The organism is Vibrio mediterranei (assembly GCF_013364395.1).
Taxonomy (GTDB): domain Bacteria; phylum Pseudomonadota; class Gammaproteobacteria; order Enterobacterales; family Vibrionaceae; genus Vibrio; species Vibrio mediterranei.
On record NZ_JABXGK010000001.1, the window covers coordinates 2404458 to 2417796 of the forward strand.

Sequence of the window (13339 nt, forward strand, 5' to 3'; positions counted from 1 at the left end):
AATTGAATCAATGCTTAAAGAAGCTTACGCGCAGCCTCTACAACCACTTTGATAGAGCGAGTTTCCGCTTGCTTCAACGTATCATGGTCAGGCGTTTCTTTCTGAGTACGGTTGATGATAACACCCGCAACACAGCCAGCTTTTAGACCAGAACTTGCGCACATAGTCAGTAGCGTTGCCGACTCCATTTCGAAGTTCAGTACGCCCATTTGTTGCCACTCTTCCATAGAACCTTGGAAACGACGAACAACACGGCCTGAGAAGGTGTCGTAGCGCTCTTGGCCAGGGTAGAAAGTGTCACTTGATGCCGTTACACCAGTATGAACCGTAGAACCCGCTTCAATTGCTGCTTCTTTCATTGCCGTTGCTACATCGAAATCGGCTACCGCAGGGAATTCCATAGGAGCAAAATGCAAGCTTGCACCATCTAGACGAACAGAACCAGTGGTGACAATCATGTCGCCAACGTTTACGTCAGATTGAATCGCACCGGTCGTACCAACACGCAAGAAAGTGCGAACGCCCAATTGAGCCAGTTCTTCAACAGCAATAGAAGTTGATGGACCACCAATACCTGTCGAACAAACAACAACCGTCTTACCGTCTAGTTTTGCACGGTATACTGTGTATTCACGTTGACTAGCCAAAAACTCTGGCTCATCCATTAACTCAGCGATCTTTTGAACTCGAGCTGGGTCACCTGGAATAATCGCTAGTGTAGCGCCTTGTAGATCTTCTTTATTTACTCCGAGATGGAAAACAGCTTGGGACATGGGGGACTCCTTTTGTCTCTTGGATATGTGGTAAAGCTTATAAGATCACGCCAAACATAAACGTACACAGATCACACTTTACTAATGTAACAGCATCAACATTTCAAATAAAAACGGTTTGCATCACACTTTATTGTCATATCGGTCTATAAATTACACGAATAACTCTTTGCTGTTCACAAAAAAACCGCCCTACAGAGGGGCGGTTTATTGATGGAATTATTTATAAATACAGCGAAGCTGAATACGACATTCAATCAAATTTAGATTTATGACGCAGTAATCTCAGTGCGTTGAGGGTCACGATGGCGGTAGCGCCACTATCTGCCAAGACAGCAACCCATAACCCTGTAATACCTAAAAGACTAGTGACTAAGAATACGCCTTTTAAACCCAATGCTAACGTAACATTTTGCTTAATGTTACTGAGTGTTGCTCTTGAGAGTTCGATCATCACAGGAAGCTCACTCAAGCGGTTATGAGTCAAAGCTGCATCAGCCGTTTCCAGCGCAACATCAGTCCCCCCACCCATAGCAATACCAATATTGGCCGCTTTCATCGCAGGTGCATCGTTGATGCCATCGCCGACCATAGCGACACGACGACCTTGAGCTAACTCATTTACAAAGGTGACTTTATCTGCGGGCAACAAGCTTGCTTTATAATCCATACCCAGAGGCGTTGCTATCGCATGTGCGCTTCGCTCATTATCACCGGTCAACATGATGGTATCGATACCGAGTTTAGCGAGTTTTTCCACCGCTTCTGCGGTATCCGCTCTAACTTCATCCTGCCATGCAATGATACCTTTCACCGTGTTTTCTGTTGCCAGTACCACCACCGTTTTACCGCCATTTTCCAGCTCAACTACTTTATCCATCACCTCATCAGCAATGTCAAAAGTCACTTTAGATGGTGCGCTTAATATCCACTTACTACCATCAACAATACCTTCGATACCAACACCAACCAGCGCTTTTTTCTCTTGGGCTTCTGGAATAGTAATGCCACGCTGCTCTACGTGCTTAATCAATGACGTTGCTAAAGGATGACTTGAACCTTGTTCAATCGCGCCAGATAGCGCCAACACTTGCTCAGTATCCAAATCTGCTGTCACTACTACGTCAGTAACATGAGGTTTGCCTAACGTCAGTGTACCCGTTTTATCAAATGCAATAGCTTGAACGTTGCCTAACTGCTCTAACGCTGCTCCGCCTTTAATCAGTGCACCACGTCTTGTTGCCGCGGCAAGACCTGACGTAATCGCTGCTGGTGTTGAAATCACAAGCGCACAAGGACAAGCGATTAGCAGTAACGCTAAACCACGATACACCCAGGTTTCCCATGGCTGTGCAAACATAAGAGGCGGCGTGATAATTACTAGTAGCGATACCAACATCATTAATGGTGTGTACCAACGACTGAATTTGTCCAAGAATCGCTCGATTGGTGCTTTTCTCGATTCCGCTTCTTCTATGAGGTGGAGAATGCGGTCAATGGCGTTTTCACCTTGTTTGGACGTAACCATGAGTCGCACAACTTTGTCTGCAAGGACCGCACCCGCCATAACGGTCTCACCGATATGGCGTTCGACAGGGAGCGATTCGCCTGTCAATGCACTTTCATCAAAGCTGGCGTTAGCATCCAATAACGAACCGTCGGCTGGCATACGATCACCAGGTGCAACTTCGATAATGTCACCGGGCACAAGTGCCGATGCACTCTTGGTTTGACGCACACCATCTACAATCACTGTAGCTTCTTCTGGAACCAAGGACATTAACGCTTGGACACCACTGCGCGCTCTAGAAGCAGCAAACGCTTCCAATCGCTCACCGATAAGAAACAGTAACAGAACCATTGCAGCTTCTACCGTTTCACCGAGATACAGAGCACCAATCGCCGCCACACTCATTAGTGTTTCAATGGCAAAAGGAGTACCAGATTTGGCAAGTTTCAATGCCTTTGAGGCAATAGGGATAAGACCAAGAATACATGTAAGCGTGAATAGCCATTCGCTTAACTGCGGCAAGCTGCCTTTAAACGCAGCAGCGATCGCCATACCGGTAGAGATAGCAAGGATATGAAAGTTGTCTTTTAAGGTTTTTTTCCAGCCTGTTAGTTGGTCTTGCGGCGCTCCATTGGTACTGCCATCCAGAGCGTTCAGAGTAAAGCCAGCATCAACAACGGCTGCTTCAACTTGAGTAAATAACGCAGCATCATTAACTCGAACCACCAACTTTTCAGTGGCAAACAGAACTTTAGAACTCACCACACCAGCTAACTTATTGGTTGCTGATTCCACTTTTCTGGCGCATGCAGGACAGTCCATCCCGACAACTTTCCAAGATTTTAATAGTCCAGAATCAGATTCACTTTTCCCACCGGAGGCGGCAGGTTCATCAGGTTCTGACGCACAGCAACTGCTCTCTGAGTCGCAACAATCCGCAGATTGCTCGCTAGAAATGGCCGTTACTTGTGCGATTTTTGGCGCGTTGCACGCATCACCCGCGGGACGAATAGCGTTGATAGATTGTGAGCTGCACGCTTTATGTTTTGTACACATGGGATTCTCCTTTGCTTATCCTACATCCCAAGTGTAAACCTTGGAGCTAGCTCCAAGGTCAAGAAGAATTTTACCCTGATAGTGTTGGCGACTCTAACTGCTCCTCAACTTTCGACACATCATTAATCATAACCGGATCTGTTGTACTGAATGGTTGAGAGTTAACACAAACCAAACTTGGGTCTTCTTCTGTACTTTGACATTCGCCAGTCTTACGCAGTTCAGAGATATGGAATTTAAGAACAATGTAACCTAACACCCCAAACACGATATTACCCACCGCTTGTCCATACAAGACGCCCAACGCACCAAACCATAATGAGCCTAAGTACACAAATGGCAAAGTACCTAAAGTCGCCTTACTCAGATTAAGTGCGGTAGAATACAGTGGCTTACCCAAATTATTGAACGACGTATTCGCAACAAACAGCACACCATTAAACACAAAGGTAATTGCTACATAAGTCGCAAATGCCGCCACGATCAGCGATGCATCACCGGTTAACGAGAACATGTTAATAATCGGCTGTTGGAGAAGATACAATAAAGCGCAAACCACTAATGTGTAGATGGTCGTCACGATGAGTGAGTTCTTTAGCGTTTCCTCCACACGATCAATTCTTACCGCTCCATAGTTTTGCCCCACGATAGGCCCAACAGCCCCAGACAGCGCAAAGATAAAGGCAAAACAAACTGGCGTCAGACGACCTATTACCGCAAACCCAGCAACAAAATCCTCACCATACTGGGCAATAGCAGTGGTCACAATCGCATTACCAATAGGCGTTGCGGTATTAGTAATAATGGCAGGAATAGCGATCGCCAACATCACTCTGGCATCACTAATGACATTCGAATATGTAGGTTTGGCTAGTAATTTGTGAACACGTAATAACGGTGCAAACGAGAAATAGAACACAGCAAATCGGGCGACCACCGAAGCGGCGGCGGCCCCTTCCACATTCCAATTAAAACCGAAAATGAAAATAGGATCCAATATAGCGTTAACGATCCCACCCGCAAGCGTTGCCCACATCGACCGTTTCGCATCACCCGCAGCTCGCAAACCTGCACCACTAGCCATACCTAAAGCAATCAGAGGCGTACTCGGTAATAAGATCCAAAGGTAGGCTTCTGCCCTCTCGTGTGCTCTCCCTTCTGCACCGATGGCCGTCAGCAGTTCTGGAATGTAGGCACACATTATTGCCGTTACAATCGCGCTAATGATAAATGCGATGACAAGAACACTAGAGCCTATCTGCCTTGCATAATCTACGTTCTTAGCTCCAATCGCTTTGGACATTAATGCACCCATAGCAATGGAAGTTCCTATAGAAACGGAGGTTGCAAAAAAGGTTAACGTACCAGCGAACCCAACCGCAGCAGCCAGTTCGGCTTGACCCAACATACTGATGAACAGCATATCGAGTAAATCGACAATGAATATCGCCATGATTCCGACAGTTGAGGTTCCTGACATCACCAGGATATGCCTCATGGTTGATCCTTCAACGAATTTAGCCGATTGGTCCGCCATATCAGTCCTTTTATTTACATGCAACAAACAATAAAGGGCGCCGAAGCGCCCATAGGGGAATATTGTTTAGTTTACACAGGATGTTTGAAGCACGCTTCAATATTTTTGCCGATGGCTCGAAGTACATCGCGGCGAGTAATCGTCCCTACCAATCTTCCATTGTCGATAACAGGATAGACTTTCGGTTTACCGACCTTCATCATATCTGCGAGTTCAATGATGGACGTTTCAGGTGTCACTGACAGCACCTCTTGATGCATACAATCTCCAACAGTATGCGTGTCTTGACAGTGATAGCTAACTTTAACCAACTTGTCGAGCAAGTCTTGTTCCGAAATAAAGCCAATAACTTGTTCGCGTTCATTAATAACTGGACCACCAAGGTGGTTAGATTGCATGACTTTATCAAGCGCAGCACTCAATGACATGTCTTGTGTAAAGGTCACCGTTCTTTGAGTCATGTAGTCTTTAACTTTTAGCGATTCCATGGCGATCTCCTTCAGCCCCAATAACTTAATCTTGATAAGTTTATTGTTGTCCAAATTTTCAATATTGCTAAATGGGATTCTACGATTCTTGTAATAGACATTACCTATCAATCCATGATGTTAAGTAAGAATTGTTTGTCCCGTTTAAATTAAGCGTAAGACGAATTTTCTTGTTTTGCCTATCTTATTGTTAAGATTTTTGTAACAATCGGTCGCCTTATTGTCTGTTAACTCAATGCACTGAGTCATTTTCATGCTAGAAAAACTTCTCAATTCTCTTGCGAATGCGGTCGAATTTCGCTCTCGCATTTGGGTAGTCCATGTTTCCGAGTCCATACTCAAAGACCAGTCATATGTGGTCAATGAAGATCAGTTCTCGTCTCCGTTGTCTTGGATGAAAGGCAAAGGCTACGATCAAGAGATGCTGAGTAAAGTCGAGAGCATGAAGCGCTCACAAATCTTAGTGTTTGAACTTGGTCGCACTAAACACCAGCTTATGCGCGTCAAATAAACAGCTATTGAATCATTAATAGCATCAACTCGATGGCGGCCAATAATGCAAGCAATGCTGTCGCTCCCTTCCAAAAGAGCAATGGGTGCTTTTTAATGAGCGGGCTCGTCTCATATTGCTTCATTAACGCTTTATTCGGCTGGCTCAAATCCAATAAGAACTCTCCCAACGCTTGATGACGATGTTGCGGATTGTGATGACAAGCCTTCTTTAAGGCCATATCCAACCATAGGGGGAGTTCAGGATTGGTGATTTGAATACTCTGATACTTCCACTGTTGATGGCGTGCACTGTCGACACTACGTGCAATCGCCGCTTTATAGGGAAGCGTGCCAGACAGCATTTCATACGTCATTACCGCGACAGAAAATAAATCGGATACAGTTGTCGCTTCGTTGCCATTCAAATACTCAGGGGCAATATAATTCGCCGCGCCTTTAGGCATTTGAGCACATTGTTCTTGTCTTGCTTCGTCTAAGCCCTTTACCGAAACAGACCCCAAATCAATCAAGGTCACTTGCAGCGACTCTGATATCATCACATTTTCCGGCTTTAAGTCGCGATGTACCATATCTAACCGTTGCAACACTCGCACCGCTTTTACTATCTCAGAAACAATACTCCTCACAGAGTCTAAACTGGGCGTCGGATTATCAAGCATCCACTGCCTCAACGTGATCCCTTCTATCGGCTCACATAGTAAGTAGAGAAAGGGAGAATTAGCAGGTCGTGGATAAGTACGCATGATTCGATGGCTATTCACATGCGTTCCCACCCAATACTCATTACTAATGTCGAGTAGAGCCTGTTTATCTTCCACATGCAGTAAAGAAGGCGCTTTGAGAATATACTTCTGATCCGTCTGTTCCTGCCGCACCTCATAAACATGGCTTCGAGTTCCAGCATGAAGTACTTTTGTCACCGTGTAACTATCAATTCTGTTGTTCACTTTAAGCGGGGGTGGCACCACTTGGTTAAGTGATTGTTGTTGAAACTCATGCAATGTTAGGTTGGGAACATGATCGATAGAAACCAATAAGCTGGTGACATTGTCTTGGCTACCATTTTCTATGGCAAGATCCGTCAATGCTTGGCTTCGTGTCTCAAAGCCTTGGAGGTGATTTTGGATAACGTTGACCAACTGTTTCTCAGTGATGAAATCATGTACCCCGTCGGTTGAGAGCAAGAAAAGATCGCCAGTTTCGACGGCTACGGTCTGAAAATCGACCTCCAATTTGCTATCCATGCCTAAAGCGCGAGTTAGGTACGCCGCTTTACCGATGTTGGTCCGCTGATGATCTCTGGTTAACAAACGGAGTTTGCCTTGTCTAAGCAAATAGATTCGGCTATCACCCACATGAAATAGATACGCCGTATTGGATTTGACGACAACGGCACTAAAGGTGGTAACCAGTCCATTATGCTTCAGCGGTTGCTTTAGACTCTGTTCATATAGCCAAGTATTCAATGACGTCAATACCTGAATGGCCGAACGCCGAACGCTCCAACTTTCTGGCGTTGCATAATAATCGGCGACAAACTGCATCACACTGGTGTGACTGGCTTTCTGCCCGTGTTCACTGCAACTCACACCATCGGCAATGCAAGCAAGCATACCCTTGGTTTCCAACTCACTTTGTAGTTTTGGCTCTCGAACCACAAACGCATCTTGGTTTTCGCTTCGAGTACCAGCAGAAGACACGCCGCCGTATGATGTCGTCAGCGTTTGTGGATGGTTAAGCGGTAATCCCATAATCATTCCCTAATTAAACCTTCGGAGAACAAAAGCTCTGTGCAAGCAGAGCTTTTGAACGAGTGAGCACGCTAAGTGCTCACTCCCCGATTACCATTAATGAGATACGTTGATTAACGTTACACTACCATCTTCGTTTACCTCTGCTATTTGACCGCTGGGTTCTTCCATAAACATCAAAGTTGCGAAACCAAGAACCGCTGTACCCGCGATAACATAGAAGAAGGTTTGATAGTCAACAAACGACAGAACCGTCAGGTAAACCACAGCACCGACATTTCCGTAAGCGCCTGTCATTCCAGCGATTTGACCTGTCATGCGGCGCTTGATTAATGGCACCGTCGCAAATACTGCACCCTCACCAGCTTGAACAAAGAATGAACAAACCATGGCTGCGCATACTGCAAGCCACAACGGCCACTCACTGTTGACCTGGCCCATCATGAAATAACCCACAGCCAAACCTGCTGTTAGAATTAACAATGTCGATTTACGACCAAATTTATCTGAGATCCAACCGCCACCAGGACGCGACATTAAGTTCATAAAGGCATAAGCTGAAGCCACCATACCGGCTAAAACAGGCGTCAGTTCAAACGTTTCAGAGAAGAACAGAGGTAACATCGAGACCACCGCCAACTCCGAGCCGAACGTGGCAAAATACAAAACGTTCAACACCGCTACTTGCTTAAACTTATATTGATGCATCTCCGGAACTGGCTTAGAGAAGATAGATTTGTTGACCTTCCATACTTGAGAAACTTCGTATCCGTATAGGACTACTAAGCCCACATAGAAGGTGTTAACCACAGTGTCACTCAACATACCAATATTCGATGGCGCAAGTTTCCAAGCGAGTAGCGCGAGTGCAGCATACATAGGGATCTTCATGATCAACAGGAAGAAAAAGTCCCCTTTCGATGTCACTTCCATCGCAGCTAAATGTTTAGGTTTAAAGTAAGTCGATCCTTTTGGCGTATCTTGAACGTTGCGATAAAAAATGACTGAGAACACCAAGCTCATTAGGCCCGTCACACCAACGGCATAGCGCCATCCGTCGTCACCACCAAACATCAGAGCCAAGGTTGGTAAAGTGAAAGCCGCCGCCGCTGAGCCAAAGTTGCCCCAACCACCATAAATACCTTCCGCAGTACCCAGTTCATCATGTGGGAACCACTCAGATACTAAACGAATACCAATAACAAACCCTGCACCAATAAAACCTAATAGGAAACGAGCGATAGCCGCTTGAATAAATGAATCTGACAACGCAAAAACAAAACATGGAATAGAACATATTGCCAACAATGCGGAGTAGACCAGACGTGGACCATATTTGTCGGTCAACATACCAATGATTACCCTCGCTGGTATCGTCAGCGCCACGTTGAGGATAAGTAAGGTTTTGATCTCTTGTGTTGATAAGCCCAATGACGTTTTTACCATTTGAAGTAATGGTGCAAAGTTAAACCAAACCACAAAGGTAATAAAAAAGGCCATCCAGCTTAAGTGCAGTGTTTTCATCTTCCCAGAAAACGAAAACAAATTAAATTTAGTGCTTTCCATAACAAATTCCTTTTACTGATCAATGTGTTGATCAAGTTTCCTTGTACACGAAGAGTTAAGCTGCAAGTGGCAACTTGAGTTGAACATCATTACCACTGACTCGTACATCAAACCGAGTCAGTTGGACCTCTGGCTCTTCAATGCAGACACCCGTTTGTAAGTTAAAGTGCTGCTTGTAAAGCGGTGAAGCCACACAAGGTTGGCCATCTAGCGAGCCCATAATGCCGCGAGACATCACATAGGCATGGCCAAAAGGATCGTAATTGCAAAGCGCGTACAGTTGGTCGCTACGCTGACAATAGAAAATAGCGACCTGTTTATCTTCGACTTTAGCACACACTCCGGTATGGGGTACTAAGTCATCAGTTGAGCAAACAGTTAACCACTGACTCATATTCTTCTCCTTAACTATCAAATTTCATTCGCCTATAGCGAGGCAACGTCGTTAAACTTCAACAACATCAATACGTTGCTCCAAAACAAGCGCTTGTTTCTTATTATTAGTTGGGAATCTTTGTTGGCGAATATTGACAAACTGAAGGTTACCATCCAGCTCATCGGTATTAATAAAGTGTTGGAATCGTTTTAGTTTCTCTGGATTTTCGAGTGTGGTTTTCCACTCACACTGATACTTACCGACATTGGTAGCCATGTCTTTTTCCAGCTCATCGGCGAGTTGCAATTTGTCATCGACAATCACTTGTTTTAGGTATTCAATGCCACCTTCTAGGTTTTCAAGCCACACAGAAGTTCGTTGTAAACGGTCTGCAGTGCGGACGTAAAACATCAATAGACGGTCGATATAGCGAATCAGTGTTTGTTCATCAAGATCAGTGGCTAGCAAGTCGGCGTGACGAGGACGCATTCCACCATTACCACACACATACAAGTTCCAACCTTTGTCGGAGGCAATCACACCAATGTCTTTCGACTGAGCTTCTGCACACTCACGAGTACAGCCTGAGACAGCGAACTTCAGTTTGTGAGGCGATCTTAGTCCTTTGTAACGATTTTCAATGTCGATAGCTAAACCTACACTGTCACCGACACCATAGCGGCACCATGTGCTCCCGACACACGATTTCACCGTTCGTACCGATTTGCCATAAGCGTGTCCGGTTTCAAATCCAGCTTCCACCAATCGTTTCCAAATCAAAGGCAACTCATTGAGTTGTGCCCCAAACAAGTCAACACGTTGACCTCCGGTAATCTTGGTGTACAGGTCGAAATCTTTAGCTACCTGACCAAGTACAATCAATTTATCTGGTGTGATTTCACCACCAGCGATACGAGGAACCACCGAATATGTTCCATCTTTTTGCATATTACCTAGATAGATATCGTTGGTATCTTGGAGCTCCATGTGTTGCTCTTCTAGAATATAGTCATTCCAAAACGACGCTAAAATTGAGCCCACTGTTGGCTTGCAAATCTCACACCCCAACCCAGAGCCATGGCTCGATAGTAATTCATCAAACGTCTTAATTTGGTTAACGCGAATAATGTCGCTGAGTTCTTGACGGGAATAGGCAAAGTGCTCACAAATATCGTTGTTCACTTCCACGCCGAGGTTCATCAGCTCACTATCGAGTACTTGTTTTGCTAACGCTGAACAGCCACCACATCCTGTCGATGCATTAGTGGTATCTTTTAGCGCAGCCATCGTGTTACAACCGCTCGCCACCGCTTGTTTGATATCACCCTTTGTCACATCAAAACAGGAGCAGATCACCGCAGAGTCAGGCAAAGCATCCACGCCGAGTCCTGCTGAGCTATCGTCAGCCACATTAGGCAAGATTAATACCGATGGACTGTCTGGGAGAGCCATGTCGTTTTGTTTGAGTTGCAATAAGCTGCCGTAGGCATCAGCATCCCCTACCAAAACAGCACCTACAATTTTACTGCCATCCTCAGACACAATTAGCCGCTTGTAGACTTGCTCAATTTCGTCATTGTAGGTGTATGACTGCGCACCAACTGTCTTGCCGTGAACCTCACCGATACTCGCAACATCAACGCCCAACAATTTAAGTTTGGTGCTCATATCGGCACCAGTAAATGCCAGTGGCTCCAATGAATCGACAATTTGGCTAGCTGCGACTTTTGCCATTTGATAACCCGGTGCAACAAGCCCGAAGATCTGATTTTGCCACAACGCACATTCGCCAATCGCATAGATATCCTCGACGCTGGTGCGGCATTGATCATCAATCACTATTCCGCCGCGCGGCCCTATCTCAATATCTGCTTGACGCGCTAACTCATCTTGAGGACGAATGCCGGCCGAAAAGACAATAAGGTCGGTTTCAAGGTAAGTACCATCAGCAAAATTCATTCGATAGCGAGCCTGCTCACCTGCAATAATTTCAGTCGTCGCTTTATCGGTGTGCACCGATACGCCTAAATTTTCAATTTTCCTGCGCAGCAATGCGCCGCCACCTTCATCAAGCTGCACTGCCATTAGACGCGGGGCAAACTCCACCACATGCGTATCTAAACCAAGGTTTTTAATCGCGTTAGCGGCCTCCAAGCCGAGTAATCCACCTCCGACAACGACGCCTGTTTTACTGACTTTACTGCCCGACTCGATGGCATCTAGGTCTTCAATGGTGCGATAAACATAACAGTGTTCTTGGTCATTACCAGAAATGGGCGGTACAAAAGGAAATGAACCCGTGGCAAGTACCAACTTATCGTAACTCTCTTGACGCCCACTCTCGGTTGTTACCTGCTTTTGGTCTGTATCAATCGAGACAACTTTGTCGTTTAAGACATAGTTAACCCCATGATTCTGATAGTAAGTTTCATCGGTGAGGGCAAGGTGCTCAGCACCTTTGTCGTCATCAAAATAGCTGGTAAGCTGCACGCGGTCATAAGCAAGTCGCGACTCTTCTGAAAACGTGATAATTTGCGCTGACTCATCATTTGCAGCAATCACGCTATCAATGAACTTGTGGCCTACCATTCCATTGCCGACCACCACAATCCTTTGTGTTTTCATAAGGCTTCCTTTGATATTTACGCTGTCAGTTGTAATTTTTGTTGTTGGTTTTGATTAGATGCTTCTATCGATACTCGTTCGTTGAGCTGCGACAGCCACTGCATTTGCTCAGCCACTGTGACCACTTGACCGATGACAATGAGAGCAGGCGACTGAATTTGATGGCTATCTCTTAACTCGACAAGCTCATCCAAACTGCCAAGCACCGTTCTTTGCGTTGGGCAACAGCCGTTTTCAATTAACGCTACGGGGGTAGACGCCGATAAACCTGCGCCTATAAGAGAGCTCGCAATCATCTCCGCTTTGCTTAATCCCATGTAGATAACGAGAGTTTGATTCAGGTCAGCCAGTGCTTTCCAATGTATGTCCAACTCCTTTTCGGCATGGGCGGTGATAAAAGTACACCCTTGAGCTAAACCGCGATGAGTAAGCGGGATATCAGAGTATGTGGTGCACCCCGAAGCAGCCGTAATGCCTGGAATAACATCGACATCAAAGCCTTGTTTTTTGAGGAGTAGCATTTCTTCTCCGCCACGACCGAATATAAAGGCATCGCCCCCTTTAACTCGGCAAACTCGTCCACCTCGATGGGCATAGTCGATTAAGGTTTGGTTAATTTGCTGCTGGGTATAGCTATGGCAACCCTTAGCTTTGCCAACATAAACCTGCTCGCTGTTGGATGGAAAAAGTGCCTTGATCTCTTGGCTAACGAGATTGTCAAAGATAATGACATCAGCAGATTGGATTGCTCGAAGAGCCTTAACCGTGAGCAAATCAGGATCGCCCGGTCCAGCACCCACCAATGAGATATGATTACTTCTCATACTATTTCCTTGCATGGCATTTCTCCTTATAGACAGGCGAAATTTTTTTATTCGCTTGCCAACTTAGAGGCAATAAGGATGCCAGCGATGATAATAGTCTCGTTATTTTTTGAATAAACTCTTTAAAAACAATGAAATATAATTTCAGCCTTTGATTTAGAAACACAAAAACAACACCCACAAAAATCCAATTAGAGAAGATTTTGAGCATTTTTAGTGCGATAAATCCCAAAACAGTGCAAATAAACAATAAATAACTGATATTTTGTCAAAAAAGCCCATATACCACTTTAGTGGTATATGGGCTAACCATTTGTATT

General features: G+C 45.3%; 10 protein-coding genes. 1 reads left to right on the forward strand and 9 read right to left on the reverse strand.

Annotation, left to right across the window (positions count from 1 at the left end; all coding sequences use genetic code 11):
* Positions 1-14: 14 nt before the first annotated feature.
* The 4 genes from udp to HOP38_RS11185 all read right to left on the reverse strand — a co-directional run bounded on the left by udp (position 15) and on the right by HOP38_RS11185 (position 5364).
* Entirely contained in the window at positions 15-773 is a 759-nt protein-coding gene (gene udp / locus HOP38_RS11170; protein ID WP_006072970.1) for a uridine phosphorylase, read from the reverse strand.
* Positions 774-1026: 253 nt separating this feature from the next.
* Entirely contained in the window at positions 1027-3339 is a 2313-nt protein-coding gene (locus tag HOP38_RS11175) for a zinc/cadmium/mercury/lead-transporting ATPase (RefSeq protein WP_198558074.1), read from the reverse strand.
* A gap of 70 nt (positions 3340-3409) precedes the next feature.
* Positions 3410-4876, reverse strand: a complete 1467-nt coding sequence (locus tag HOP38_RS11180; protein ID WP_006072968.1) for an MATE family efflux transporter — start codon at positions 4874-4876, stop codon at positions 3410-3412.
* A gap of 71 nt (positions 4877-4947) precedes the next feature.
* Positions 4948-5364, reverse strand: a complete 417-nt coding sequence (locus tag HOP38_RS11185; protein WP_006072967.1) for a CBS domain-containing protein — start codon at positions 5362-5364, stop codon at positions 4948-4950.
* 253 nt (positions 5365-5617) lie between these two features.
* Between HOP38_RS11185 and HOP38_RS11190 the strand changes: the two genes are divergently transcribed.
* Positions 5618-5875 (forward strand): hypothetical protein, encoded by a 258-nt coding sequence (locus tag HOP38_RS11190; protein WP_198558075.1) that lies wholly within the window; start codon positions 5618-5620, stop codon positions 5873-5875.
* A gap of 4 nt (positions 5876-5879) precedes the next feature.
* On the opposite strand, the gene HOP38_RS11195 is transcribed toward HOP38_RS11190, so the two are convergent.
* The 5 genes from HOP38_RS11195 to cobA form a co-directional block, all read right to left on the reverse strand.
* Positions 5880-7628, reverse strand: coding sequence for a bifunctional protein-serine/threonine kinase/phosphatase (locus tag HOP38_RS11195; RefSeq protein ID WP_124939996.1), 1749 nt, complete (start codon positions 7626-7628; stop codon positions 5880-5882).
* Positions 7629-7724: 96 nt separating this feature from the next.
* Positions 7725-9194 carry a NarK family nitrate/nitrite MFS transporter gene (locus HOP38_RS11200; RefSeq protein ID WP_124939997.1) on the reverse strand — a complete coding sequence of 490 codons (1470 nt, stop codon included), beginning with the start codon at positions 9192-9194 and terminating at the stop codon, positions 7725-7727.
* Positions 9195-9249: 55 nt separating this feature from the next.
* The gene (nirD, locus tag HOP38_RS11205; protein WP_006072963.1) at positions 9250-9588 is read right to left on the reverse strand and encodes a nitrite reductase small subunit NirD; all 339 of its coding nucleotides are present in this window, start codon (positions 9586-9588) and stop codon (positions 9250-9252) included.
* A gap of 51 nt (positions 9589-9639) precedes the next feature.
* On the reverse strand, positions 9640-12195 hold the full coding sequence (gene nirB, locus HOP38_RS11210) for a nitrite reductase large subunit NirB (protein ID WP_198558076.1): 2556 nt from the start codon (positions 12193-12195) through the stop codon (positions 9640-9642).
* A gap of 17 nt (positions 12196-12212) precedes the next feature.
* The gene (cobA, locus tag HOP38_RS11215; RefSeq protein WP_242456522.1) at positions 12213-13019 is read right to left on the reverse strand and encodes a uroporphyrinogen-III C-methyltransferase; all 807 of its coding nucleotides are present in this window, start codon (positions 13017-13019) and stop codon (positions 12213-12215) included.
* Positions 13020-13339: the final 320 nt, after the last annotated feature.

Coding starts and splice junctions, on each gene's coding strand:
- HOP38_RS11200 (WP_124939997.1), bottom strand. CDS start 9,194: ATGGAAAGCACTAAATTTAATTTGTTTTCGTTTTCTGGGAAGATGAAA.
- HOP38_RS11175 (WP_198558074.1), bottom strand. CDS start 3,339: ATGTGTACAAAACATAAAGCGTGCAGCTCACAATCTATCAACGCTATT.
- HOP38_RS11185 (WP_006072967.1), bottom strand. CDS start 5,364: ATGGAATCGCTAAAAGTTAAAGACTACATGACTCAAAGAACGGTGACC.
- nirB (WP_198558076.1), bottom strand. CDS start 12,195: ATGAAAACACAAAGGATTGTGGTGGTCGGCAATGGAATGGTAGGCCAC.
- HOP38_RS11180 (WP_006072968.1), bottom strand. CDS start 4,876: ATGGCGGACCAATCGGCTAAATTCGTTGAAGGATCAACCATGAGGCAT.
- udp (WP_006072970.1), bottom strand. CDS start 773: ATGTCCCAAGCTGTTTTCCATCTCGGAGTAAATAAAGAAGATCTACAA.
- HOP38_RS11195 (WP_124939996.1), bottom strand. CDS start 7,628: ATGGGATTACCGCTTAACCATCCACAAACGCTGACGACATCATACGGC.
- HOP38_RS11190 (WP_198558075.1), top strand. CDS start 5,618: ATGCTAGAAAAACTTCTCAATTCTCTTGCGAATGCGGTCGAATTTCGC.
- cobA (WP_242456522.1), bottom strand. CDS start 13,019: ATGAGAAGTAATCATATCTCATTGGTGGGTGCTGGACCGGGCGATCCT.
- nirD (WP_006072963.1), bottom strand. CDS start 9,588: ATGAGTCAGTGGTTAACTGTTTGCTCAACTGATGACTTAGTACCCCAT.